26 protein-coding genes and 1 other annotated feature are annotated in these 25,982 nt (G+C 37.9%); of the genes, 19 read left to right on the forward strand and 7 right to left on the reverse strand.

Annotated features, from left to right (window positions below):
* Positions 1 to 325 precede the first annotated feature (325 nt).
* The 3 genes from FCJ93_RS10840 to thrB are packed head-to-tail and all read left to right on the forward strand — an operon-like array spanning position 326 to position 3,593.
* Positions 326 to 1,624 (forward strand): homoserine dehydrogenase, encoded by a 1,299-nt coding sequence (locus FCJ93_RS10840; RefSeq protein ID WP_095311344.1) that lies wholly within the window; start codon positions 326 to 328, stop codon positions 1,622 to 1,624.
* Complete coding sequence (thrC, locus tag FCJ93_RS10845; protein ID WP_095311343.1) at positions 1,621 to 2,685, forward strand: threonine synthase; 1,065 nt, start codon at positions 1,621 to 1,623, stop codon at positions 2,683 to 2,685. The genes FCJ93_RS10840 and thrC overlap by 4 nt, the downstream gene beginning before the upstream one ends.
* Positions 2,682 to 3,593 carry a homoserine kinase gene (gene thrB, locus FCJ93_RS10850; protein WP_095311341.1) on the forward strand — a complete coding sequence of 304 codons (912 nt, stop codon included), beginning with the start codon at positions 2,682 to 2,684 and terminating at the stop codon, positions 3,591 to 3,593. The genes thrC and thrB overlap by 4 nt, the downstream gene beginning before the upstream one ends.
* A 48-nt stretch (positions 3,594 to 3,641) precedes the next feature.
* Here thrB and FCJ93_RS10855 read toward each other — a convergent pair whose 3' ends face one another.
* Positions 3,642 to 3,875 (reverse strand): NifU family protein, encoded by a 234-nt coding sequence (locus FCJ93_RS10855; RefSeq protein WP_095311338.1) that lies wholly within the window; start codon positions 3,873 to 3,875, stop codon positions 3,642 to 3,644.
* A gap of 248 nt (positions 3,876 to 4,123) precedes the next feature.
* On the opposite strand from FCJ93_RS10855, the gene FCJ93_RS10860 reads away from it, so the two are divergent.
* On the forward strand, positions 4,124 to 4,459 hold the full coding sequence (locus FCJ93_RS10860; RefSeq protein ID WP_095311336.1) for a YuzD family protein: 336 nt from the start codon (positions 4,124 to 4,126) through the stop codon (positions 4,457 to 4,459).
* 48 nt (positions 4,460 to 4,507) lie between these two features.
* Here FCJ93_RS10860 and FCJ93_RS10865 read toward each other — a convergent pair whose 3' ends face one another.
* Entirely contained in the window at positions 4,508 to 5,575 is a 1,068-nt protein-coding gene (locus tag FCJ93_RS10865; protein ID WP_095311334.1) for an NAD(P)/FAD-dependent oxidoreductase, read from the reverse strand.
* Positions 5,576 to 6,060: 485 nt separating this feature from the next.
* On the opposite strand from FCJ93_RS10865, the gene FCJ93_RS10870 reads away from it, so the two are divergent.
* The gene (locus tag FCJ93_RS10870; protein WP_095311332.1) at positions 6,061 to 6,300 is read left to right on the forward strand and encodes a YuzB family protein; all 240 of its coding nucleotides are present in this window, start codon (positions 6,061 to 6,063) and stop codon (positions 6,298 to 6,300) included.
* Positions 6,301 to 6,518: 218 nt separating this feature from the next.
* On the opposite strand, the gene FCJ93_RS10875 is transcribed toward FCJ93_RS10870, so the two are convergent.
* Positions 6,519 to 7,217, reverse strand: a complete 699-nt coding sequence (locus FCJ93_RS10875; protein WP_268951582.1) for a DUF2225 domain-containing protein — start codon at positions 7,215 to 7,217, stop codon at positions 6,519 to 6,521.
* Between the two features lie 247 nt (positions 7,218 to 7,464).
* On the opposite strand from FCJ93_RS10875, the gene FCJ93_RS10880 reads away from it, so the two are divergent.
* Complete coding sequence (locus FCJ93_RS10880) at positions 7,465 to 7,827, forward strand: HesB/IscA family protein (protein ID WP_137743678.1); 363 nt, start codon at positions 7,465 to 7,467, stop codon at positions 7,825 to 7,827.
* Between the two features lie 313 nt (positions 7,828 to 8,140).
* Here FCJ93_RS10880 and FCJ93_RS10885 read toward each other — a convergent pair whose 3' ends face one another.
* Positions 8,141 to 9,136: an NAD(P)/FAD-dependent oxidoreductase gene (locus FCJ93_RS10885; protein ID WP_095311328.1), complete on the reverse strand. Its 996-nt coding sequence runs from the start codon at positions 9,134 to 9,136 to the stop codon at positions 8,141 to 8,143.
* Positions 9,137 to 9,567: 431 nt separating this feature from the next.
* On the opposite strand from FCJ93_RS10885, the gene FCJ93_RS10890 reads away from it, so the two are divergent.
* From FCJ93_RS10890 to ileS, 3 genes are all read left to right on the forward strand, one after another.
* Positions 9,568 to 10,785 (forward strand): NAD(P)/FAD-dependent oxidoreductase, encoded by a 1,218-nt coding sequence (locus tag FCJ93_RS10890; protein ID WP_373315063.1) that lies wholly within the window; start codon positions 9,568 to 9,570, stop codon positions 10,783 to 10,785.
* A 225-nt stretch (positions 10,786 to 11,010) separates the two neighbouring features.
* On the forward strand, positions 11,011 to 11,334 hold the full coding sequence (locus FCJ93_RS10895) for a YuiB family protein (protein ID WP_095311324.1): 324 nt from the start codon (positions 11,011 to 11,013) through the stop codon (positions 11,332 to 11,334).
* Positions 11,335 to 11,744: 410 nt separating this feature from the next.
* Positions 11,745 to 11,983, forward strand: a binding site (T-box leader).
* A gap of 55 nt (positions 11,984 to 12,038) precedes the next feature.
* Positions 12,039 to 15,134: an isoleucine--tRNA ligase gene (ileS, locus tag FCJ93_RS10900; protein ID WP_095311321.1), complete on the forward strand. Its 3,096-nt coding sequence runs from the start codon at positions 12,039 to 12,041 to the stop codon at positions 15,132 to 15,134.
* Between the two features lie 122 nt (positions 15,135 to 15,256).
* On the opposite strand, the gene chbG is transcribed toward ileS, so the two are convergent.
* Positions 15,257 to 15,955 (reverse strand): chitin disaccharide deacetylase, encoded by a 699-nt coding sequence (gene chbG, locus FCJ93_RS10905; RefSeq protein ID WP_137743679.1) that lies wholly within the window; start codon positions 15,953 to 15,955, stop codon positions 15,257 to 15,259.
* Positions 15,956 to 16,118: 163 nt separating this feature from the next.
* The gene (locus FCJ93_RS10910) at positions 16,119 to 16,844 is read right to left on the reverse strand and encodes a GntR family transcriptional regulator (protein ID WP_095311317.1); all 726 of its coding nucleotides are present in this window, start codon (positions 16,842 to 16,844) and stop codon (positions 16,119 to 16,121) included.
* Positions 16,845 to 17,153: 309 nt separating this feature from the next.
* Here FCJ93_RS10910 and FCJ93_RS10915 point away from each other — a divergent pair, with 309 nt between their 5' ends.
* The 8 genes from FCJ93_RS10915 to FCJ93_RS10950 all read left to right on the forward strand — a co-directional run bounded on the left by FCJ93_RS10915 (position 17,154) and on the right by FCJ93_RS10950 (position 23,332).
* A complete protein-coding gene (locus FCJ93_RS10915; protein ID WP_095311316.1) occupies positions 17,154 to 18,461 on the forward strand; it encodes a 6-phospho-beta-glucosidase in 1,308 nt (435 codons plus the stop codon).
* Between the two features lie 259 nt (positions 18,462 to 18,720).
* Positions 18,721 to 20,163: a PTS sugar transporter subunit IIC gene (locus FCJ93_RS10920; protein ID WP_137743680.1), complete on the forward strand. Its 1,443-nt coding sequence runs from the start codon at positions 18,721 to 18,723 to the stop codon at positions 20,161 to 20,163.
* A gap of 80 nt (positions 20,164 to 20,243) precedes the next feature.
* Entirely contained in the window at positions 20,244 to 20,468 is a 225-nt protein-coding gene (locus FCJ93_RS10925) for a hypothetical protein (RefSeq protein WP_137743681.1), read from the forward strand.
* An 80-nt stretch (positions 20,469 to 20,548) separates the two neighbouring features.
* Positions 20,549 to 20,779 carry a hypothetical protein gene (locus tag FCJ93_RS10930; protein ID WP_137743682.1) on the forward strand — a complete coding sequence of 77 codons (231 nt, stop codon included), beginning with the start codon at positions 20,549 to 20,551 and terminating at the stop codon, positions 20,777 to 20,779.
* Positions 20,780 to 20,788: 9 nt separating this feature from the next.
* Entirely contained in the window at positions 20,789 to 21,223 is a 435-nt protein-coding gene (locus FCJ93_RS10935) for a DUF3284 domain-containing protein (RefSeq protein ID WP_095311312.1), read from the forward strand.
* A gap of 188 nt (positions 21,224 to 21,411) precedes the next feature.
* Positions 21,412 to 21,729 (forward strand): PTS sugar transporter subunit IIB, encoded by a 318-nt coding sequence (locus FCJ93_RS10940; protein WP_095311310.1) that lies wholly within the window; start codon positions 21,412 to 21,414, stop codon positions 21,727 to 21,729.
* Positions 21,730 to 21,910: 181 nt separating this feature from the next.
* Positions 21,911 to 22,228, forward strand: a complete 318-nt coding sequence (locus FCJ93_RS10945) for a PTS lactose/cellobiose transporter subunit IIA (RefSeq protein WP_095311308.1) — start codon at positions 21,911 to 21,913, stop codon at positions 22,226 to 22,228.
* Between the two features lie 393 nt (positions 22,229 to 22,621).
* On the forward strand, positions 22,622 to 23,332 hold the full coding sequence (locus FCJ93_RS10950) for a 3D domain-containing protein (RefSeq protein WP_095311306.1): 711 nt from the start codon (positions 22,622 to 22,624) through the stop codon (positions 23,330 to 23,332).
* 110 nt (positions 23,333 to 23,442) lie between these two features.
* Here the strand turns inward: FCJ93_RS10950 and FCJ93_RS10955 are convergent, their stop codons facing one another.
* Positions 23,443 to 23,922 carry a divergent PAP2 family protein gene (locus tag FCJ93_RS10955; RefSeq protein ID WP_095311304.1) on the reverse strand — a complete coding sequence of 160 codons (480 nt, stop codon included), beginning with the start codon at positions 23,920 to 23,922 and terminating at the stop codon, positions 23,443 to 23,445.
* A 103-nt stretch (positions 23,923 to 24,025) separates the two neighbouring features.
* Between FCJ93_RS10955 and FCJ93_RS10960 the strand changes: the two genes are divergently transcribed.
* Both FCJ93_RS10960 and FCJ93_RS10965 read left to right on the forward strand, forming a co-directional pair.
* Positions 24,026 to 24,415 carry a DUF309 domain-containing protein gene (locus tag FCJ93_RS10960; RefSeq protein ID WP_095311302.1) on the forward strand — a complete coding sequence of 130 codons (390 nt, stop codon included), beginning with the start codon at positions 24,026 to 24,028 and terminating at the stop codon, positions 24,413 to 24,415.
* 56 nt (positions 24,416 to 24,471) lie between these two features.
* Complete coding sequence (locus tag FCJ93_RS10965; RefSeq protein ID WP_137743683.1) at positions 24,472 to 25,971, forward strand: leucyl aminopeptidase; 1,500 nt, start codon at positions 24,472 to 24,474, stop codon at positions 25,969 to 25,971.
* Positions 25,972 to 25,982: the final 11 nt, after the last annotated feature.

Below are 25,982 nucleotides of genomic sequence, written 5' to 3' on the forward strand. Positions count from 1 at the left end.
ATCGAGTTTGCATGCAGTCTTTTTTTTGGATAGATCCGTTCGTAAACTACAAAATTAATTCGCACGGAAGCCGAAGCGTTGCTTGATGATGGATATGTGGTTGAAACAGGAGAGTGTGTGTTAAATTTTTCTTAAAAAGATTGAGAAAATTATGTAAATCAAGAAAATTTGGAGTATACTAGGTTTTAAGATTTTATCATCGTTATTTTTCTTGTTTAATAATTGATTAAAAATTATATTGTAAAATAGCTCAACTCCCTCTATAATGTCTACTATATAAATACAATTGTTTTCTTGGAATGAACACAGCGGGAAGGGGATCGAAATGGAACCAATAGCGATTGGATTATTAGGTCTTGGAACAGTCGGCTCTGGTGTGGTGCAAATTATTGAAAATCATCAGGAAAAGCTAATGCATCAAATTGGTCGGCCGATTCAAATTAAAAAAGTCCTTGTAAAGGATTTGAAAAAGGAAAGGGCAATAACCATTGAGCCTACACTTTTGACAACAAATATTGAGGATATTATTAACAGCCCCGAAATTGATGTCGTAATTGAAGTGATGGGAGGCATCGAAGAAACAAAAAACTCTCTTATTCAAGCTCTTAAAAACAAGAAACATGTTGTGACTGCAAATAAAGATTTAATGGCTCTTCACGGTTCGGAACTGCTATCGATTGCTATGGAGAACGGTTGTGATCTTTTCTATGAAGCAAGCGTAGCGGGTGGAATTCCTATTTTGCGAAGTTTGGTAGATGGATTATCCTCTGACCATATTACGAAGATGATGGGAATTGTCAACGGAACAACAAACTTTATTTTGACGAAAATGAGCAAGCAGGGCAGTGCATATGAAGATGTATTAAAAGAGGCTCAGCAATTAGGCTATGCTGAAGCAGATCCGACCTCGGATGTGGAAGGATTAGATGCCGCTAGAAAAATGGCCATTTTGGCAACGCTTGGCTTTTCTATGAAAATTGATTTAGATGATGTTAAAGTTCAAGGGATTACGACGATTACGGAAAGAGATCTTCAATATGCCAAACAGCTTGGTTACACAATGAAATTGATTGGGATTGCTCAAATAGAAGATGATAAGGTTGAGGTTAGTGTGCAACCGACTTTGCTGGCAGATACCCATCCTTTATCATCTGTGAATGATGAGTATAATGCCGTTTATGTTTATGGTGAAGCGGTCGGTGAAACGATGTTTTATGGACCTGGTGCCGGAAGTCTTCCAACGGCGACATCGATTGTTTCCGATTTAGTTGTCGTCTTGAAGAACATGGTGCTGGGTGTGAATGGGAAAAGTATTATCTCACCGCAATATGAAAAGAAATTAAAAGCTCCGCATGAAATTCTATCAAAGTATTTTTTACGATTCCATGTTACTGATAAAGTCGGGGTGCTTGCGAATATTACGGCAATCTTTTCAGAACGCGGCGTAAGCTTTGAGAAAATTTTGCAACTGCCGGTGAAGGAAAAAGGCTTGTCAGAAATCGTCATCGTGACGCATTCAACCTCCCTTGAGGATTTTGAAGGCATCTTGGCTCAATTAGAAATGTTACCATCAGTTCACGAAATCAAGAGTTCATATCGAGTAGAAGGGAATGGCCATTCATGAGGTGGAGAGGTTTAATAGAAGAATATCAAGAGTTTTTACCAGTTAACGAACAAACACCAAAATTGACCTTGAACGAAGGAAATACACCTCTTATCAAGCTTGATAGACTTTCAGCCGAGTGGGGAGTCGAATTATATGTAAAAACGGAGGGAACGAATCCAACCGGTTCTTTTAAGGATCGAGGAATGGTGATGGCAGTTGCAAAAGCAAAAGAAGAGGGAAGTGACACGGTGATTTGTGCCTCCACGGGGAATACATCAGCAGCTGCGGCTGCTTATGCTGCAAGAGCAGGAATGAGATGCATCGTTGTCATTCCAGAGGGAAAGATTGCGATGGGGAAACTTGCGCAAGCAGTCATGTATGGGGCAGAAATAATTTCTATTGAGGGCAACTTTGATGAAGCATTGAAAATGGTGCGCAATATTAGCGAAAAGGAACCAGTCACCCTTGTTAATTCAGTCAATCCATACCGTTTAGAAGGACAAAAAACAGGTGCGTTTGAAATATGTGATCAGCTTGGTGGCACAGCCCCTGATATTCTAGCAATCCCAGTAGGTAATGCAGGCAATATTAGCGCGTACTGGAAGGGTTTTAAAGAATATCATGCAGTTAAAAAGACAGGATTGCCAAAAATGCATGGTTTTGAAGCAGCAGGGGCTGCGGCGATCGTTCACAATCGAATCTTTGAAAACCCTGAAACGATTGCAACCGCCATTCGCATTGGAAATCCAGCAAGCTGGCACCTTGCCACTGCTGCGGCGGAAGAATCAGCTGGAGTGATCGATGAGGTTAGTGACGAGGAAATTATTGCAGCATATAAGAAAATTGCCAGTACGGAAGGTGTTTTTGTTGAACCTGGCTCATGTGCATCATTAGCAGGAGTGTATAAGCATATTGAAAACGGCAAAATTGCTAAAGGAAGCAAGATCGTGGCCATTTTGACAGGGAATGGATTAAAGGACCCAAATACAGCGATTGAATACAGCACGATTAAGCCTGTTCTACTTCCAAATGATGAGGAGGCTGTGGCACGCCACATTCGGGGAGTGGTCCATTCATGAATGAATATGACATGGTCCAGATCCGAGTGCCTGGAAGCACGGCTAATCTTGGGCCAGGCTTTGATTCGCTAGGAGTGGCATTAAATTTATATTTGTCATTAGAGGTTGAACGATCAGAGAGTTGGGAAATCATAATGGAATCAGAGGATTTAAACATTTTTCCAACTGATGAAAGCAATTATATTATTCAAATCGCCCTACAGACAGCCGAGCTTTTTCAAAAAAGTTTACCCAGCTGTAAGGTGAGAATGGCTAGTGAAATTCCATTAGCGCGGGGGTTAGGTTCAAGTGCTGCAGCCATTATTGCAGGGATTGAGCTGGCTAATGCCATGGGTAAGTTAGGTTTGACCGAGGATGAAAAATTTAGACTGGCAACTGAAATTGAGGGTCACCCTGATAATGTTGGAGCTTCTCTTTTCGGAGGCCTCGTGATTGGAAGTCAAATGGATGATGAAGTTGTCGCCATCGTTGAACACGCGATTGAACTAGAGATGATTGCTGTCATTCCCAAAATAGAGCTTCTAACGAAAGATTCACGTAACGTTCTTCCAGCACAACTGTCCTATTCTGAGGCAGTACGGGCTGGAGCGATTGGTAACGTTCTGGTAGCGGCACTTCTAAAAAAAGACTTCGCGTTAGCAGGAAAGATGATGCAAAGGGATCTGTATCACCAGCCTTATCGGAGAAAGCTTGTTCCTCATTTGAGTGAGATTGAGGAAATCGCGCTTGCTTCCGGTGCATTTGGGGTAGCTTTGAGTGGAGCTGGTCCGACTGTTATTTGTTTTTCTGAAAAAGGCAAAAGTGAGAAACTTCTTGATGTTTTTCAGAAGTGGGATTCAAATATGAACTACCGCAGGCTGAAAATCGATCAGGAAGGCAGCAGAGTAAAGGTTCAAAAATGCGTGTAATGTAAAAAAGCGATCTCGGACTAGAGATCGCTTTTTTTGCATGTGATTTTAGAATACTTGTTCAACTTCTAATACACCAGGCACTTCCTCTAAAAGTGCACGTTCAATACCAGCTTTTAAAGTGATTGTAGAACTTGGGCAAGAACCACACGCACCTAATAAACGTAATTTCACAATGCCATCTTCTACATCTACTAATTCACAGTCCCCACCGTCACGAAGAAGGAATGGACGTAATTTATCTAATACATCTTGAACTTGTTCAAACATTTGCTCTGCCATCTTAATCGCTCCTTTCTTAATACTTATTATAATCTCTCTTTCATAAAAAATCTATTGAAAAAGGATGAAATCCAATATTCAGCATTTCTAAAAAAAGCTCATTCTCATTGTATTCTCTGTTAGAGCGGCAACATTCTCAATAGTAGCCAGTCTTCTTTGAACATGACGGATCAGCCGTTGAGTAGTGGAAATTTACTAACAGAACTCCTTATTGTAGAATATTCTTAAGTAACAAGGGGGGAACTGACATGGTTAAAAAAAATGTTGACATCGTCGTATACGGAGCGGAACAGCTTTGCCCAAGCTGTGTGAATCTGCCATCATCAAGGGAAACGTTTGAATGGTTGGAAGCGGCCGTAAGCAGAAAATTTCCTAATCAGGAATTTCAAATCTCATATGTTGATATTTATAATCCACCAGAGGATGAAGTGAGAAAGGAATTCGCACAAAGGGTAGTAAACGAGGACATGTTTTACCCAGTTGTTTTGATTGAAGATGAGGTTGTGGGTGAAGGGAATCCACGTTTAAAAACGATATTTGCAACAATGGAGAAATATGGATATCGGGAAGAAGCAAGTTCTTAAGCATAGATAAAAGGCACTGTTCTTTTCGAGAACAGTGCCTTTAAAGACTTATCCTTTATGGTATTTATACATCCATAGAATTCCTGATTTTAATAGTCGTGCTACTCTCCCTGTAATAGGGCGATCAGCAACCAAACCAAATCCGTGTTTTTTACCGAGAGAACCAAGGACACCTTTTAGCTTGATAGTTGGCAGTTCGTCAGGGAGTTCTTGGTTATTCCAACGTTTTAATAAAATGTCGACGATTTGTTCTGCTTGACCTTCTGCAAGCTGTGCGCTTGGTGCGTGTGGGAGGCTGGCGCAATCACCAACGACATAGACATGCTCATTTCCAGGAATATTATGATGAGGAGTTAGGATAATGCGACCTTGACGATCTTTTTCGACGTTTATATTCTGGACAATTTTGTTTGGCTGAATGCCCGCAGTCCACACGATAATGTCACTTTGAATCGGCTCGTGATGATTATACAGAATCCCTTCTTCAACTCTTGTGATGTTGGAATTATTGACGATTTCAACATTATGGTTATCAAACCAATTTTCAACGTATGTGCTTAAACGAACAGGAAATGCGGAAAGAATATGATTTCCTCGATCAAAAAGTTTAATCTTTAAATCTGGCCGACTTTCATTGAGTTCACTAGCTAATTCAACTCCGCTTAAACCTGCACCGACAATGCTAACGACTGAACCTGGTGCTAGATTGTTAAGAGCCTGATATGTTTGGCGAGATTTTTCAATTGTTTGAATGCTGTAGGTGTACTCTTGTGCTCCAGGTACATTGTGATATTTATCCTCACAGCCTAACCCAATAACTAAATCATCATAAGAAATCGCTTCGCCGTCTTTTAGAAGAACCTTATTTTCCTGAAGATTGATTTCAGTAACCTCTCCATATTGAATGTTTAATCTTGGGTGTTCAGGGAAAGGAACGCGAATGTGTTGATCTGAGATGGTCCCTGCTGCAAGAGCATAATACTCTGTTTTAAGGCAGTGATACGGTGTGCGATCGATTAAGGTGATGGATATGTTTTCTGGCAGTTCATTTGGCAAGAGACGAGAAAGGATTCTCATACCCCCGTAACCTCCACCTAAAATCATTAGATTTTTCATTTTGAATATCCCCTTTATGCAACTCTATTGTTGAATTCTTGTTGAAGCCAAAATAAGTGCTAATTGAATGATCCATTTGATGTCAAACCTATTTGTCTATTAAAATCGAAGTTTCGATGTTAATAATAAGGAAACACTCAGGCTGTTGACAAACGCTCGCTTTCTTTGTTGCTCGCCTTGTCCGGTGCTCATTTCCGCTCCTCTCAAGGCTTCGCTCCTCGAAAAACAAACGTTTTCAATCAGCCTGAAGGTGACTGATTTTATTTATTGACTTTGTCTATACTCTGGTAAACACTATAAAGTTCATTCAAAGTATAACGAAATTGTGACAAAATCACAACATATTCATGGCAAAATTTCGAATATTTTACTAAAATAATGATAGAAATAGTAATAAGGTTATCTAATAGATCGAATTAGTATGACACAAAAAAGTCAAAATGAGAGGAATTCCATGTGTTGGCAGGAATTTTGAGGTGAAATGATTGATTAGACCAATGATTGAATTTTGTATTAGCAATCTCGCGAGTGGTTCTCAAAAAGCAAGAGAGCTCCTGGAAAAGGACTCTAATTTAGATATTATCGAATATGGTTGTCTAAATTATTGTGGAAAATGTGCAGCTTTCCACTATGCGTTAGTTGAGGGTACAGTCGTCACAGGGGAAACACCGGAACAACTGGTGGAGAATATTTATCAATATTTAGAAGAACAGATGCTGATCTAAATAATCATATATAAGGGAGCAAGGCCCTTGTTAATTGAAGAGAAGAACTGGGATATCGCGAAATTAATGATGTTTACAGCGTTTAATGAGGACTACACTCTATGTTCTCCAAAAGATGAATGAAGGGGAGCTTTAGCAGGGATGGTATGATCCTCATTGAACACTTGTTGAAAAACTAACCCAGAGAATGCCTGAGGCTCTATTTTTATCGTAAATTTTTAAACATTGTCTGCTTTTTGCATTTCGCGTATTTCGTGCCAGCGTTCTTTCGCCATTTCGACAGTGGTTGCTTCAGTTGTATTTTTCTGGTTCTCAATCACTTTTGAAAAATACTTGGTGGCTTGGTCAATATTATTAGTACGTCTTGATAATTCTCCTATTAAATAGAACATGCGCACTTCTGTTACCTGTGTTCCTTTATAATCATCTGTTGTGTAGGATTCCACATATTCGTTTAAAGCCAAGTTCGTAAATCGCAATTCTTGTTCATTATTTTCTAATTCACGATAGAGCCACGCAAGTCTCATATATAACCCAGCAAGATTAATATGCTTTTCTTTTTTTAACGTGCCACAGTATGATGCAAGCTTAAGTGTGTGGATCGCTTGTTGTACATTACGTTCACCGCCAAAATCCTGCGAAACCCATTCATTGCACACTTTTTCCGTTATTACTTCTTTGCTTCCAGGTGCAAAAAACGGAAGAAAGTCATCGGAGAATGAAAATCCGCAATGTGGGCAAACCTTTACATAGTAATACAACGGATTGACGCCATCAGTTGAATAGATCGGCCGAAAGTCAGTGTCGTATTTTACCATCCTAACAAAACGGGAGCGAGCTTTCTTTGAGGTAAAACTATTGTTACACATAAGGCATTCGTAATTTTTATCATATAATGGAAGTAATTCTGCTGTCAAAGCCCTTCACCCTTTCTACATGTGAAAATTCTAACATGTCTACATTATATCGTATTTTTTATTGATGAATGCACTGAAATCTATACTACTTTCTACTCAATTTCGCCATCAGCTTCCATAAAAAAACAGTGATTAAGCAAGCAGGCTAGTTGAGGAACGGTGAAATGCTGTATATACTAAGTAGTAAGAAGGGCAAGAATGAAAGTATTACTTGCTAACTTTTTTATCCAAAAGAATAGGAGGGAAATTGATGGATGTAGTAACTATTACAGAAGCTGCTGCTTTGCAAATAAAGGATATGATGAAAGAAAATGAGGAAGAAGGAGCTTATCTCCGCGTTGCTATCCAAGGTGGCGGTTGCAGTGGTTTGTCGTATGGCATGGGTTTTGCCCATGAAGTTGAAGAGGGGGACACTCAATTTGAACAGCATGGAATTCAGATTTTAGTTGACAAAGAGAGTGCTCCAGCTTTAAAAGGGACGAAAATTGATTATAAGCAATCGTTAATGGGTGGAGGCTTCACGATTGACAATCCAAACGCGATTGCTTCTTGTGGATGTGGCTCATCGTTCAGAACAGCTACGAATACAGGTACTCCGGAGAATTGTTAAGCTTTATTGAATAAAGACTGTCCACAATTGACCTTCTCAATCAAGATTTCGTTAATGAGAAGGTTTTTTTATTTTAAGGCTTTGTTAAATGTCCGTTTTGATTTTTGGCTCATTTTCTCATTATATTACCTTGGTTTCACATGAAATGAACTAAAAATTGTTGGATTCACAATATTTTTTACGATTAGCTGCAAAGCTGAGTAAAAGTGAGTGGCATGTATTAAAACTTGCATGGAATGGTTGTTTTATTAAACAATGGGAAAACTCAATAAAAAAGCAAAGTCTCTCAAAGGAAGACCTTGCTCTTTTTAAATTATTTAAACATAGATGAACTATGAAGTGGTTGTGTTTTTGCTTTAGGGTCGATATAGGTTTTTGCATTGTTAATGGCAGTAGGTGCTTCGCCAAAGCCGCTTGCAATTAACTTAACTTTTCCGTCATATGTGCAGATGTCCCCTGCGGCATATATTCCAGGTATGTTTGTTTCCATTTTTGAATTGACAACAATTGAGTTCTTTTCGATTTCAAGCCCCCATTCTTTAATTGGGCCTAAGGAAGAAACAAAGCCGTAATTACAGATGACTGCATCGACATCTAAAGTTACTTTTTCGTCTCCATTTGCTTCTTGAAGAACTACTTGTTTAATGCCGCTTACATCCCCGATTAACTCGGCAGGTACATAAGGAGTTTTAATATCAACCTTCGAATTATGTAGATTTTCAACGCTATGCTCATGGGCTCGAAATTTATCACGTCTGTGTACAATTGATACTTTTTCTGCTATTGGTTCTAACATTAAAGCCCAGTCGACTGCAGAATCGCCGCCTCCGAAAACAACGACTTTTTTTCCTGCAAATTGGTTGAGATCATCAATAAAATAATGAAGATTTTTCCCTTCATACTCGGTAGCGTTTTCAAGCTCGAGTCGACGAGGTTGGAAAGCACCATTACCAGCTGTGATAATAACCGTTTTCGTATAATGAATTTCTTTGTTTGTTGTAAGCTTAAAAACATCGTCATCTTGTTTTTCGATTTTTTCAACAGACTGCTCTAGGATGATGGTTTGATCAAATTTAGACATTTGTTCTTTTAAGTTATCAACTAACTCTTGTGCGCGAACTTTTGGAAAACCAGCAACATCATATATGTATTTTTCAGGATATAAAGCAGAAAGCTGTCCACCAAGTTGAGGTAGGCTTTCGATTATTTTAACAGTTGCTTGTCTCATACCCCCGTAGAAAGCTGTGAATAATCCAATGGGTCCACCACCGATGATCGTTATATCATAAATTTTTTGATCCTCTTTCATTCCAAATCCCCCCAGGTTGAATAGTACGATTACCAACTTATATATTACCATAAATAAATTGAAACTTACATCTGTCTCTGTCATTCTCGCAGTTTCATGGGAAAATTAACGTGGTGTATACGAAAAAAGTCTCGGATGAGAAGGTTTTTTTTATGATTTTTCCGAAGATTTATAACATAAGGACTATAAATATATCTTCTTTTTAAGCATATTTAACTTGAAAAACAAAATAAAAAAGAATATCATGTAATTTAGATAATATGTTAACATTCTGTGACAATTTTTTAACATTTTTTTGTCTACATTCGTGAAGAATATCACAATCTTTTTTCTTGATATATACTATTATAATTAGCGAATGTGGTGAAGATATATAAGAGTATGCAGAGAAGAGAGAAAAAAATTCTAACAAAAAGGTGGAAGTGATCACTTTGAAAAAGCAAAAAATCGTTATTTTAGGCGCCGGATATGGCGGATTAATGACCGCAACGAAATTACAAAAGGCGGTTGGAGTGAATGAAGTCGATATTCAACTTGTGAACAAGCATGATTATCATTATGAAACGACTTGGTTGCATGAAGCATCTGCTGGAACATTGCACCATGACCGAGTTCGTTATGATATTAAAGATGTCATTGATCGCAATAAAGTAGAATTTATTAAAGGTACAGTTGAACAAATAAATACTGCTGAGAAAAAGGTTATTTTACAAGAAGGAGAGCTGCCGTACGATTATTTGGTCATCGCGGTTGGTTCTGAGGCAGAAACTTTTGGAATTAAAGGTTTGAAGGAACATGCATTTTCGATCGTCAATGTGAACGCAGCACGTCAAATTCGAGAGCATATTGAATACCAATTTGCGACATATAATAATGAAAAAGAGAAAAAAGACGAGCGTTTAACGATTGTAGTTGGCGGAGCTGGATTCACAGGCATTGAGTTTCTTGGAGAACTAGCTAATCGTGTGCCGGAATTATGCCGTGAATACGATATCGATCCTCATAAAGTAAAAATTATTTGTGTAGAGGCTGCTCCAACTGTTTTACCAGGCTTTGACCCAGAGCTTGTAAATTATGCAGTTGCACAGTTGGAGAAAAAAGGTGTTACCTTCATGATCGGTACTGCTGTTAAGGAAGCTACTGAGAATGGAATTATTGTTGGGAAAGGCGAAGATGAGGTCGAAGAAATTAAAGCTGGAACGGTTGTATGGGCTGCTGGAGTTAGAGGAAACTCACTTATTGAAAAATCCGGCTTCGAAGCGATGCGTGGCCGTGTAAAGGTGCAGCCAGATTTACGGGCACCAGGTCATGATGATGTCTTTATCATTGGCGATTCATCTTTAGTTATTAATGAAGAAATCAATCGCCCATATCCTCCGACAGCGCAAATTGCGATGCAGCAAGGTGTGACATGTGCGAAGAACCTTGTCGCACTCATTCGTGGCAAGGAAGAACTTGAGACATTTACACCAGACATTAAAGGAACGGTTTGTTCATTAGGGGAAGATGATGCAATTGGTGTAGCCTTTGGTAAGAAAATGACTGGCGGCACTGCTTCATTTATGAAAAAAGTGATCGATAATCGTTCTCTCTACATGATTGGCGGACCTTCTTTAGTGTTGAAAAAAGGAAAATTTAATATTCTTTAATAAATGAAAAAATCATAAAAAAGCAATGAGACAGCTGCAGACAAGCTCTATGAAAAGAGTTCATGTCTACAGCTGTTTTTGTTTGAGCACTTTTTAATTGTTGGAGCATGGTTGTATCGTTTTGGAACTTCCGCTAAAGCACTTTTTGCTCATAATCATCTTTTTCATTGACGGGCAAAAGGACATTCAGTACACTTATGTTGATATTAAGGAGGCTTGTATTCAATGCAAATTACGATTGTTACTTTGCCGATTTCCATGCTGTTATTTTTTGTTTTATTTTTTGGAATCGGTTTTATTTTGAATATGCTTTTACGAATGACTTGGATTATGGCTGTAGTTTATCCCGTCATTACGATATTTATCGTTGATGATGTGCGATTTATCGAATATTTTACTAATAGTAAAACAGCTTTCAGTGAATTAATGACTGGATTTGCTAACCTTGCTTTATCTGATTTATTAATTTTGGGTAGTGGACTAGCAGGTGCCATTGTAGCTGGTATCGTCATCCGGATTTTACGTAAAAAAGGCTATCAGATGTTTTAAAGTCTTTCGAGTGTCAAGTGAAATGCCAATAAGTTCGAAATAGTATTTAAGTAGTAACATGCTCCCCTTAAAGTAGACAGGTTTAAAAATCTGTCCTCTTATGGGGAGCATCTTTCGTAAATGACGTTAGAGAGAAGAACAGTTACTGTAGCTTAAAACAAAAAAATGATTCTCTCCACATGCAACTGCAATTAAAAACCGTGATTTTGAAAAGTGATTGATCAAAATGACGGTTTTTTGTTTCGATAAATTAGAAATTTTTATCGTAAAGCTTGATCATTTTATCTTGAACAAAGGGGCCATTAGTTCAAAATAAAAAGGGATGTTTATTGCATAATCGCTCCTAATATTTTTGGAACTAATTTGACAGTTTATTCAATACCTGTTACAATTCATTCCAATAAAAGCATACAAATTCGTTGATGAGAAAGAGTAGCGTTTCGTCTAGATCCAAAGAGAGCTGACATTTTGGTGCAAGTCAGTGTTCGAGCGATACGTGAATATCCTCTCTGAGAAGCTAGACCGAATTTTAAAGTAAGTCTAGCCGGGGGTCTACCGTTAAAAGGAACACGTATGATTGTACGTTGCTAAGTGCTATTGATTGGATCAATAGAATTAGGGTGGTATCGCGGCTAACCCCGTCCCTTACTTGGGACGGGTTTTTTGTATGTTTTTAATTTCATTTTTGTAAAGGAGCGATATCTATGAAGGCTAATGAGACTAAGGAAACGGTTGTAGAGCGTGAAGAACATATACGCAATTATTGGACAAAAGAAAACACATTTAAACAATCTGTTCAATTAAGAGAAGGAAAGATCCCTTTTGTTTTTTATGAAGGACCACCAACTGCAAATGGTCTTCCCCATGTTGGCCATGCCTTTGGACGAACAATTAAAGATGTTGTAGCACGTTACAAGACGATGCAAGGTTTTCAAGTAGAGAGAAAGGCTGGATGGGATACACATGGTCTTCCTGTCGAGCTTGGCGTTGAGAAACAACTAGGTATTTCAGGGAAAAAAGACATCGAACGTTATGGCGTGGAGCCTTTTATTAATAAATGTAAGGAGAGTGTATTTACCTACGAGAAGAAATGGCGTTCATTTACCGAAAGATTAGGTTATTGGGTAGATATGGACAGTCCATATTTGACCTTAAGTAATGATTATATCGAGAGTGTTTGGAATATTTTAAGTAAGATTCACAAAGATGGCTTATTGTATAAAGGACATCGTGTATCTCCATATTGCCCTAGCTGCCAAACCACTTTAAGTTCCCACGAAGTGGCACAGGGCTACAAAGATGTAAAAGATTTATCAGCTACCGTAAAATTTAAGCGTTTTGATGCGGACAATGAATATTTCTTAGGTTGGACAACAACACCTTGGACTTTACCCGCCAATGTTGCACTTGCTGTAAATCCAACAATAACGTATGTTCGAGTTCAAAAAGAAAATGAGGTGTATATTGTTGCAAAATCTTTAGTGAGAAAAATTCTTGGTGATCAGGTAACTATTTTAAGTGAACATAAGGGTCGTGAACTTGAAGGAATTAAGTATACCCCACCGTTCGATTATGTGACTGTTGAAAAGGGATATTATATCGTATTAGCAGATTATGTTACAGAGGATAGTGGAACAGGTATTGTCCATATTGCCCCAGCTTACGGTGAAGATGACTATAAAACTGTTCAGCAGAATGGTTTATCCTTTATCAATCTAGTCGATCTAGAAGGCCGATATACTACGGATGTAACAGAACTTACTGGAAGGTTTGTTAAAAATTGCGATGTGGACATTATTAAATTGCTTTCTGAACAGGATACACTGTTTCACAAGGAGAAATATGAACATAGCTACCCGTATTGCTGGAGATGTGACTCCCCTTTGCTTTACTACGCAACGGATAGCTGGTTTATTAAGATGTCCTCTTTAAAGAATAAGATGCTTGTGAACAATGCAACTGTTAATTGGTATCCTGAGCATATTAAAGATGGACGCTTTGGTAATTTTCTTGAAAATCTTATGGATTGGAATATAAGTAGAAACCGATACTGGGGTACACCACTAAATGTTTGGATATGTTCTACCTGTAAACATGAAGAAGCTCTTAGTAGTGTCAAGGAATTACAAAGATTAGCGACGACTCAAATATCTAATGATATCGAGTTGCATAAACCATACATTGATGAGGTACAGTGTACCTGTCCGAAATGTAAGGGTGTTATGCATCGAACTTCTGAAGTTATTGATGTTTGGTTTGATAGTGGATCGATGCCATTTGCTCAGTATCACTATCCATTCAGAAATAAAGAAACATTCGAATCACAATTTCCTGCAGATATCGTGATTGAAGGAATTGACCAGACGAGAGGATTTTTCTATAGCCTACTCGCTGTTTCTACCCTACTTACAGGAAAAGCTCCTTATAAAAATGTCTTGTCGCTTGGCCATGTACTCGATGAAAACGGTCAAAAAATGTCGAAGAGCAAAGGAAATGCTTTAGATCCAGTTGAACTAATAGAGGAATTTGGTGCAGATGCACTTCGCTGGGCATTTTTAGTCGATAGTTCACCTTGGAATCCGAAACGTTTTTCAAAAAAGATTGTGCAAGATGCAAAATCAAAATTAATTGACACGTTGGATAATACCTATAAATTTTATGCTATGTACGCTAAAATAGATGGCTTTGTGTATAATGGACAACAAACGGGTAAGAAAACAATATTAGATAAATGGATACTTTCTCGTCTGCACAGTACAGTTAAACTTGTTAATGGCTACATGGATCGATATCAATTTACTCAAGCAACACGAGAAATTGCATCTTTAGTAGATGAATTAAGCAATTGGTATGTGCGCCGTTCAAGAAATCGTTTTTGGGCTTCTGGGCTTTCAAAAGATAAACGAGCAGCTTATTCAACTCTATTTGAAACACTTACAACTATATCTCGCTTGTTAGCGCCTTTTGTACCATATGTGGCTGAGGATATCTATTTGAAATTGAATCAATATAGTGTTCACTTGCAGGACTATCCAAAGGCTAATGATTCAATGATTAATCTAGATTTAGAAGCAGACATGAAAATGATCTTGAAAATCGTCGAACTTGGTCGTAGTATTCGTAATGCAAAAAATTTAAAGATTAAGCAACCTTTGCAACAAATAATTGTATGGCGTAAGGAAGGGAGACGGTTTTTAACCTCATATTCAGGCATCATTAAGGATGAGCTAAATGTTAAGGATATTGTTTATACAGAGGATTTATCAAAATTTGAATCAACTATATTTAAATTAAATTTTAAAACTGCAGGTACTGCATTTGGCAAACTGGTTAATGTAGTAAAGGAATATGTTGAACATATCCCCGATACCGACAAAAAGTCATTATTAGATAATGGTAAATTACAAATAAAGTTAAAAGGACAAACGGTAACAGTTGAGAAGGAACATATAAATGTCGAATATCAAGTTGCTTCTGGTTTTGAAATGGCTGGAGATGAGCAATTAAAAGTGATATTAGATGTTACACTTACACCTCAACTAGTAGAAGAAGGGCAAGTTAGAGAATTAATTAGAGCCATTCAGGATACTCGAAAAAAATTAGATTTACCTGTCGAAAAATATATATCAATCGAAATTTCAACAATGGATGATGTTAAAGAAAAAATTCAACGTTTTGAGGAACTAATTAAAGAAAATATACTTGTTCACAACATAAGCTATAAAGATTTGAACAATTCTAAACAGAAAATTGAAGTAAGATTCGGAGATGAGATAGTTAAGATCTCATTGAGATATTAAATTTCATAAGAAAGCACTGCCCACAACCATATTTTGAAAGTTATTGGGAGTGCTTTTTTACTTTGTTGAAATGGAATTTATACAAGAGTTATGAAACAAGCAATTGCATTATGAGAGGCTTTCTATTCCTTTTTTGCCCACTCCGGCCGCTGTAGGCTGCAAAGAACCTCCAGCTCTTTTTCTCGTATATTACAATACGAACTAACCGTATGTAAGTCGTTATCGACATACCCTGGATGACACATGACTTCAATTGAATCACTCTTACTTTCTTTGAGTCGTTCAAAAATATCTTTAGAGACTCCAGGACCATAAAAATCTAAGTACAGTTCATTTGTTAAAAGGATATCCTTATGGACAGATAAAGTGTCAACTTTTCTAACTGGTACCTGGAACTCATTTGCCAGTTTAACGACAACATCCTTAAGTGGCTCCCAGCTGTGGATATGATGGTGACTATCGATGTGATGAAGCTCAAGTCCTGTGTTTAAAAATGCTTCAATCTGCGTTTTCCATTCAAGCTCAACTTGATCTACATTCGGTGCCTCAGATTGTGCATACGTATTACGATATTTGAAAAAACCATCCTTGTTTATTAAGTCAGGAACCTCTGTACTTAATGGCTTTCCCCAAGTGAGTACAAGGTGGATTCCTACCTTCAAAGAAGGAGTTTTTTTCGCAGCAAGAACGGCATGCTCTACTGCCAATCCATTCATCATTAAAGTCGTAGAATCGACAAGACCATCTATATGGCTTTTGATGATTCCGTCATTGATTCCTTTTGTTAAACCAAAATCGTCTGCATTAAATAATACTTTCATTTGGATCCCCCCATTTTTGTGGAACAGAATTTGAACAAACGATTTTTGGCTCATTTCGTATCTGGCTTTGGTTTCACACGCCCTTTACGTATAACTGAAAGGTCAGCGAGGAAATGAACCAAAAATTAATTCCAACATAGAACAAGGTTCAAAATATAATCATTTAATTTTGAGGGTAGAAACGCTCAATCACAAAGTTTGTTTTATCTCCTCGAAAATAGGATCGTGAATATTCAACTTTTTCGCCTTTTTCATTCTCTGCAATGGTTTCAATGTAAAAACACGGAGAATCAGGCTGGCATTTTAAATGAGCACAAGTACGTTCATCGGCAAGTGTGATTTCCATTTGTTCTGTCGTTTTTGCAATATGAACGCCGAATACATCTTTAAAAGCTCCATATAATGAAGTTTCAGCATGCTCTTTCGTGATGCCCGGTGCTACCGTCCATGGAATATAGGCAATTTCAAATTGTGTTGGTTCTCCATCGACCTTCCTCACTCTTTCAATTCGTTGAATCGGATCATTTAGTTCTACCTCCAGCTTGTTCAAAAGTAACTCATTTGCCGGTATTACATTGATAGTAACGAGTGTGATTTCAGCTTTCTTTCCTTGTACAGCGACTTGATCTTTGTATTTTTTAAAGGTATGTGACAATGTTTGACTAACTTTTTGATCAGCAACATAGGTACCTTTTCCTTGATGTCGTTCTAGATAGCCTTCTAATGTCAGTTGATTAAGGGCAGTTCGTACAGTGGTTCTACTGACATTAAATTCTTCGCATAATTCAAGTTCCGTAGGGATTTGTTCTCCCTTCTTGTATTTTTCCGACTTGATTCGATCAAGCAGTTCATCTTTTATGTAGGCGTGTAATGACTGATTTTTATCCATATGGTAAACCCCTTCAAGTATTCTATGGTTTGAGTTTACAAGATAATACAATCATTCGCAATTGTTAATACAAATTTTGAACTTATATTAATTGTATGATGGTGAGCTTCGCTTATTAATACATGAAAGCGCAGTATTCTCAATTTTATATGTACCGACAATATATGATAAGATATAACAAATTTTTATTTAAATAAAAAGGTTATATACAAATTCTAAATTGTATGATATATTTTTGTAAAAGATCCTATTTTTAAAAATTCACTCAACATTAAATTAAAGTCAAATACAGATAAGGAGCTCGTCGTTATGTCTCTAAAGTTAGTTGTTGTTGGTGGAGGTTCGAGCTATACACCGGAAATAATAGAAGGGATTATCCGTCGTCATGAAACATTCCCTGTTAGCGAAATTGTTCTAGTTGATATAGAAATGGGAAAGAAAAAGCTTGAGGTTGTCGGGAATTTGGCATTGAGAATGATTGAGAAGTCGGCTAAACCTATTCAATTGTCATGGACATTAAATCAAAAAGAGGCGCTTGAAAATGCTGATTTTGTCTCAACTCAAATCCGTGTAGGCGGATTGGAAGCGAGAGCGAAGGATGAACGGATTCCTTTAAGTCATGGCTTTATCGGACAAGAAACAAATGGAGCAGGAGGCATATTTAAAGCATTTCGTACAATTCCGGTCTTAATGGAGCTTGCGCAAAATGTCCATACCATCTGTCCAGAAGCGTGGATCATTAATTTTACAAACCCGGCCGGCATTGTAACAGAAGCTTTATTAAAGCATTCCCCTCATAAGAAAGTTATTGGAGTTTGTAATATTCCGTATAATATGCGGCATTCAACAGCGGAAATTTTGAACTCCTCACCACAAGAAGTTCAAATCGAATTTGTTGGCATGAATCATTTTGTGTTTGGAAAAAAAGTTCTTGTAGAGGGAATTGATCGGACAGAAGAGATACTGAAGATAATTTGTCATGATGATTTTGGTTATTCTCCAGCGAATATTGTCAATCTTGGTTGGACTAAAACATTTATCGAATCATTAAAGATGCTTCCAAATCCCTATCATCAATATTATTTTCAAACAAAAGAGGTTTTAGAAAAGGATATCAACGCATTTAAAGAACATGGAACAAGAGCAGAAACAGTTCAAAGGCTAGAAGAATCGCTGTTGAATTTATATAGTGATCCCCATTTACGTGACAAGCCGAAGGAGCTTGAAAAAAGAGGCGGTGCTTTTTACAGTGATGTGGCATGTAGCTTAATGGAATCCATTTACAACAATCGAGGTGACATTCAGACTGTGAATACGTTCAATCAGGGTGCCATACCAGATCTACCCCCTGATGCAGTAATTGAAGTAAATAGTGTCATTACTAGAGAAGGACCGAAACCTCTTGCGATCGGAGTTTTACCTCCTGCGATTAAAGGGATCATTCATTATATGAAAGCTTTTGAAGAACAGGTGATTCGAGCTGCTTTGTCAGGCGATTATCATGAAGCGTATATTGCATTAGTGATGAATCCGTTAGTTTCAGACGAAAAAATGGCAAAAGTGCTCCTTGATGAACTATTGGATGCCCACAAAGCTTTTTTACCACAATTTCAATAGAAAATAAAATTATGTAAATCCAAGTTTTATAGATTTCTAATTAAATCCTTCCTAAATGAAGGATCTCCTTTATGAAACTTTTGTAAGCGGTTTAATTATTGAGTTTCGTACATTTGAACTGATTAAGGGCCTTTTGGCAGCTTGAAGGGGGAGATGCGATGAATCATAAAATAAGCAAGACGTAAATGAACATCTCTGCTTTTACACCGTATATGGAGTGAACCCGATTTTTAAAAATTCCTTATAGGGAGGTATTTTAATGCAATTTTTGATAGCATGGTTAGAAAAATATTTTCTACCACTTGCCGGCAAAATAGGGGGTCAGAAGCATCTTATTGCTTTGAGGGATGCTTTTATTGGAACACTTCCGGCAACGATGGCTGGTTCTGTCGCAGTTATGCTTAACGCTCTTTTAAGAGATTTGCCTCCGCTAGCTTTCGAAGGATATGATGGGAACAGTATACCTGTCATTAGAGAAATTATTGCGGTTAACGGTTATGTCTGGAATGGAACACTTGCGATTGCCGGTTTGATCTTTGTGTTCTCATGGGGTTACAACATTGCCAAAGCATATGGGGTCAACGAGTTATCCGGAGGAATTGTTTCCACAGCCGCTTCCATTGCTGGGATTACCTTTTCCTTCTCCGGTGGAATTACCGGATTGAATTTAGACGCGGCCACTGTGGAGGCAATAAATGCAGCAGGCTGGTCCGCGACTACTGAAGGGATTACCGCGGCAGGCTGGGGCTGGCTCCCATTGAATAATTTGGATGCCAATTTTTTCTTTACGGCGATGATTATTGGCTTTATCGCTACAATGATCTATGTGAAATTGATGTTAAAGGATATTACCATTAAGTTGCCAGATTCTGTTCCACCAGCCATTTCGAAAGCCTTTGCCTCGATCATTCCGGCAACTGTAGCTTTATATGTTGTTGCTATTTTCTATTTTGTATTCTCCAAGTTCGTACCGGATATGACGTTTTTACAATGGCTGCAAAAAACAGTTGCGCTGCCACTACTTGGTCTGTCTCAAGGATTCGGGGCCGTTGTCCTCGTTGCCCTTTTCGTGCAATTGTTCTGGTTCTTCGGGATCCATGGACCGAACGTGCTTGCGCCAATTCTAGAGGGTGTTTTCGGTGTAGCTCAATTGGAAAACGTCAACTTATTCCAACAAGGTGGAGTTGATTTGGTACTCGAGGAAGGATATATGTGGGTTCGCGGCTCCTTTGACGCCTATGCATGGTATGGCGGTTCAGGAGGAACGATTGTTTTAATTATCGCACTTCTTCTTTTCTCGAAACGGAAGGATTATCGGACCGTTGCCAATTTATCTGTCGGACCAGGAATTTTCAACATTAATGAGCCAATCATGTTTGGATTGCCAATTGTATTGAATCCGTTAATGTTCATTCCATTCTTACTTACACCAGTTGTGTCGGTTTCGATTGGGTACTTTGCAACATTGTGGGGACTGGTTAATCCGGTATCTCAACAAGTGGTATGGGTTACTCCGCCATTCTTACTGTCCTTCTTGGCAACAGGGGCGGACTGGCGCGCTCCAATTGTTACATTGGTTGCGATGCTCGTATCATTTCTCATTTGGATCCCGTTTGTCATTGCAGCAAATAAGATGGCTCCTGATGCAGGACAGGATGATAAAATTATTGCAGATTTAGAGCATGATAACAAATCTGTATAAAAGTGAAAAAATTATGAGGGGCTGCTTCCATAGTGAAGTGGCTCATCCCTCTTTTCATCATAAGGAAAGGAATAAAAAAAATGATTGAGATTAGTGCAGGTGTACATCAAGATAAAATTATCGAACTACTAAACAATTATAATGAGGATGGAATTCAATTTACCTTTAATGAAAAAAAGGGGATCAACTTATATTTCTCCACAAACATAGAAGATTTGGAAAAGGCAGCAAGTGTAGCGAAGTCGGTTATTAAAAAGCAACCGTGGGGCTCAGTGCTTTATTTCCGTTCTTCTCCTCTTTCATAAAAAAATGTTCATTTTATATTATAATGGAACAAAGCAATGTCAGTATTCACAAATGAAAAAATGTAAGGTTGCAGAGGAAAATGCCGGAGGAGTTTTGCTATGAAAACTACGATTTTATAAAAAGGATGATTGACGTGGTGAAAAGAGGGCTATTTCTTCTCAGTGTTGGTTGCCTCCTATTTTTATTTAGCGCAAATGCTAAAACGGGGGAGTACGAAATTCTTAATTTGACTACTGCACTCGTTTTAGTAATAGTCGGTGCAATTATGGCTGTACAGGGAAAGAAGAGAAATAATACTCAAAAAGATTAGGTGAATCTGATGGAATTAGTAAAAAAAATGAATGTACCAGTTGAGTTTCTTTACGAGACGATTTTAAAATCGGTTTTATCAGATATCCATTCTCAAACGGGAAAAAAATTATCGGAAAAACAATTACAAGGATTCGAATACGAAAAGACATTTTCAAAACATGCAAAGGCTACCATTCGGATCGAAGAAATCATAAAAAATGAATTTTATCAGTATCGTACAACCAGTAATAAACAAGATTTTTTAGTCACCTATAAGCTTCGACCTTTAGAAAATGGTAGTTGTGAATTACACTATATCGAAAAAATGGAGTCTTTCGGCTATCTACAGAAATTAAATGATGTCCTTATCGGCCTCATCTGGTCTCCGTTAAAAAAAAGAAGATTTAAAGAAATGCTCAACCAAATAGAAGCTACCCATGTAAAAGAGAGCACTGGGGCGTGAAGAGGTTATTTTTATAGCTTTTTTAGTTAGGCTGTTGTTTTTTGGCCCATTGAATAATTAATCGATGTCTGAAACAAAGTCTTCACACGAGAAAGCCAAAAAACGTTTGTGCAACAAGATTATCAATGCTTCTAGTTAAAGGGAGAATGGCGGGAATTTAAGCTAAGACCGATAGGAGGAGAGAAACGATGAAAACGATTATGTTGGTTTGTTCAGCGGGGATGAGTACAAGTCTGTTAGTAACAAAAATGCAAAAGGCGGCAGAGTCTCAAAATATTGAAGCAGATATCTTTGCTGTTTCAGCTTCCGAAGTTGATGAGAATTTAGCTAAGAAAAACGTGGATGTTTTATTATTAGGACCACAAGTCCGTTATATGAAAGCTCAATTTGAAAAAAAGCTTCAGGATAAAAATATCCCGGTTGATTCAATTAATATGCAATATTATGGGATGATGAACGGTGAAAAGGTTCTAGAGGAAGCACTGAATTTAATAAAAAATAAATGAGACGATTTTTTATGGAGAAATTTATCCGTTTTCAAAAAAATAAGGAGCTATTGATATTCGTTTACAAGCTAAAATTTTGAAAATCCGTCGAGTGAACATGACCCTATGGTTTGTACCTGACTTTAAGATATTAGATTAATCTATCGCTTTTACATTGCAACTTGAAGGGTGTGTCAAGAAAATGGTCGATGAAACGTTAGAAATGATTGCTTTCCAGATTATTAGTAATGTCGGTTCAGCAAAAAGTATTGCCATGGAAGCTCTTTATGCAGCGAAGGAAGGGGATTTTGTTCTAGCTGAAGAAAAATTAGTGGAATCAAAAAAATATTTAGTTGAAGGACATAAAATTCACACTTCCTTAATTCAAAGAGAAGCTGCAGGAAACAAGGTTGAGTTTTCTATGCTTTTTATGCATGCTGAAGACCAATTAATGAGTACTGAAACCATTTCTGAATTAGTTAAAGAAATGATTGAAATGTATAAAAGGTTCGGTAAATAATGCTGACAGCTCTTATGGAAGATAATAACTTGATGCTTTACTGAAAAGTCGAGAAAAGGACCTTCTCTTTTTAAAGGGAGGTCTTTTTTTGTGTTGTTTTTTTAAGGACCTATCTTGCTTAGCCCGTTCAGACCGAATAGGTTTCTCATTCCAATTAGGAGCCAATTACGCTTAGCCCTTTCAGTCCGAATACACCTCTCATTCACTCGGGAATAAAGGAAGAAATGAAATGTAACAGCAATTTAGCCTAAGATTACGTTGTTGCTGAGTTATTGGAAAATAAGTGGATATTTAGATTGAATATTCTAATATTTTAACAAGAACCACTCTTTCTCATGAATAATTCATTCCAACTTGGGAAATGAATAGATTTGGGAGGAGTGAAAAAATAGAATGTTACATTTTAAAAAATGGACAAGAAGAAGTTTGATGACAATATTATTTTGTGCAGCAATAATGACAACATATCAGGGAATTTCTGGAGTTGAAGCTAGAGCTTTACCAACATATTTCAATGGTGAAGACGAGCATTATGAAGAAACAAGCTCTCATACAGAACATAAATTAAAGCCAATGGAGGTTGCTTTTAAATTTCTTAAAAGAGTAACCAATCTGGATTTAAAGATTTCATCGAGTGAAAAGGTATCAGGGACAGTGCCCACGTTAGAGGAAGCAATCGATTGGACTCAATATCCAAGTAAAGAAGTAGTAGCTACTGGATACACTGCCGGATATGAATCGACAGGAAAAGGACCCGATCATCCCCAGTTTGGAATTACGTATTCTGGTGTAAAAGTAACTCGTGATTTATATTCAACAGTCGCTGCTGATTTAAATGTGTTTCCAATTGGTACAATTCTTTTTATTCCCGGATACGGCTATGGGGTCGTGGCAGATAAAGGTGGTGCCATAAAGGGAAACAAGGTTGATTTGTACTACGAAACGGTAGAAGATGTTTACCGCGAGTGGGGGAAAAAGAAAGTTGAAGTTTACGTGATCGAAAAAGGAAATGGAAAGCTGACAGAGGAAGAATTAAGAGCACTAAATGAAAATGAGTCGATGCAAGTATTCCGTCAACAATTTAACCAATCAAAAAGTCAATAAATGAGGGCAGCGCACGAGGCCGAAAAAGAATCGAAATGTATTGAACCCCCAGGAATCACCACTTTAAATGGTGGTGATTCCTGGGGGTTCTTTTTTGAGTTATTTCGTCATCAAAGATGGATTAAGTAGTGTAAAATTAATGTAAGGATGATCCCTGTCAATCCTCCAAAAAAGACTTCAATTGGTTTATGCCCAAGTAATTCCTTCAGTTCTTTACGTTTCTCTTGATCGGGCTTATGGGGCCAATCCTTGGCTTCCTCAATAAATCTGTTGAAATCAGCAACAAGCTGGTTTAGCACGATTGCTTGTTCTCCAGCTTGTCTGCGTACACCTGTTGCATCGAACATTGTGATAATGGCAAAAATGGCTGAAACAGCAAATACGGAAGATTGCATTCCCGCTTCAAGTGCCACTCCAGTAGATAATGCAGTAACGGCTGCAGAGTGGGAGCTAGGCATACCACCAGTGCTTGTCAGCAAAGACCAGTCTAATTTTTTTGTGACAGCAAAATGAATTGGCACTTTGACAAATTGTGCGAATAGGATTGCTGCTAATGCAGCCCAAAATGAGAAATTGACAAATAGCTCCATGCTGTAACCACCTTTGTTGATCATAATAAGGTCTATTGTTTACTATTATAAGTCTGCTCCATACAATTTTTTTGTAAGCTATAAAATGAGAGGAGTATGTATGTTGAAAGAGTATCCACTTGAGTATTATCAGTTTTTTGTACACTTTAACGAAGGTGATTACTATACCTGTCATGATTTACTCGAAGAAATGTGGATGACAGAGAAATCAAATTTATTCTTAAAAGGGTTATTACAAATGAGTGTCGCCATTTATCATTATGAGTATGGAAACGTCAAAGGTGCTCGTTTAATGATGATGGCTGCTCATGAATATTTACAGCGTTACCGTCCAAAATATTGGGGCCTTGACCTTGAAAAAGTATATCAGTTTATAGAGGAGTGTCTCATTATTATACCACAACATATCGATCGAGTTTCATTTTCTAATGTGGATTCCTTACCTGCGTTGCCTGAGCTTCTGTTGTACCTGGAGGAAGATGAATACCAATAAGTCGAAAGAAAAAGTGATATCGATTATAATGAATACATATTCTTGGAGGTGACCACATGTTTGAGGTAAAAAATGAATTACAATTTCAAGATTCGTTTGAGTGTATAGTTATTGGAGTTATAGATAAACCTGAAAAATTTTCAGGCTCGTTGTCTAAGTTAGATGAGTTATTCGCAGGACAATTAACAGAGCTAGTGAAGAGTGGCGACATATCAGCGAAAAAGAAAAGCATTTCAAAGATACATACATTTGGAAAAATTGGTGCAAAAAGATTAATCTTCGTCGGGCTAGGTAAAGAGAAAGAGCTAACATTGGAATTGCTGCGAGAGTCGTTCGGAAAAGCATTTAAGGAAATCCAAGCTTCGAAATTGGCTGAGGCGGCGATTTATCTCGATACATTTGTTACAGAAGCGATCGAATCTGTAGATGCTGTCCATGTTTTAAGTGAAGCATTGCCGTTAGCAATTTATGAATTCGAAGGATATAAACAAAAGTCGAATGAACCAAAGAAAGAAATAGAGAAGGTCATCATCTTGAGTGAGGACGATGCTGATGAAATTCAGGCGGCTGCAACCGTTGGTTATGTGTACGGGAAAGGCACCAATTCAGCTCGCACATTAGTAAATACACCGGGTAATTTATTGACGGCAACCGATATGGCCAATTACGCTAAAGAGCTTGGTGAAAAATATCATTTCGAAGTAGAGATATTAGAAAAAGAGGATATGCTAAAGCTTGGAATGGGAGCCCTTTTAGCCGTTAATCAAGGCTCTGATGAACCGCCTAAAATGATTGTTTTAAAGTATCAAGGCAAGGATGAGTGGTCAGATGTGATCGGCCTTGTAGGAAAAGGGATAACATTTGATACTGGCGGCTACTCCATTAAACCGAAGGATGGTATTGTCGGAATGAAATCAGATATGGGTGGAGCGGCCGCTGTTTTAGGTGCGATGGAAATTATCGGAGAATTGCGTCCAGAACAAAACGTCGTTGCTGTCATTCCATCCACTGACAATATGATCAGCGGCAAAGCTTTTAAGCCGGATGATGTGATTACCTCAATGAGCGGGAAAACGATTGAGGTATTAAACACAGATGCTGAAGGCCGACTTGTTCTTGCTGACGCTATCACTTACGCGAAGCATCATGGAGCCGAATATTTAGTCGATGTGGCCACATTAACAGGTGGCGTTATTGTCGCTCTGGGAGTGAACACAACAGGTGCATTGACAAATGATGAAGCTTGGTTTGAACAAGTGCTTGAAGCGTCATACGAAGCAGGTGAACCGATCTGGCGCTTACCGTTATTTGCAAAAGATATTGAGAGAGTTCGCGATAGTAAAATTGCCGATTTGAATAATTCACCCGGACGTGAAGGACATGCAATCATGGGCGGTGCTTTTGTTGGTGAATTTGCAGAAGGAACACCTTGGGTCCATCTAGATATTGCTGGAACGGCGACAACAAGAAATCCGTCTGATGTAGGACCAGCAGGCGCTACAGGTGTGATGGTACGTACGCTGGCACTTCTTGTTGAAAGATTTGAAAAAAATTAAACAAATTTCGG

Origin of the sequence: Robertmurraya siralis (assembly GCF_005502275.1) — a bacterium.
GTDB classification, from domain to species: Bacteria; Bacillota; Bacilli; order Bacillales; family Cytobacillaceae; genus Robertmurraya; species Robertmurraya siralis.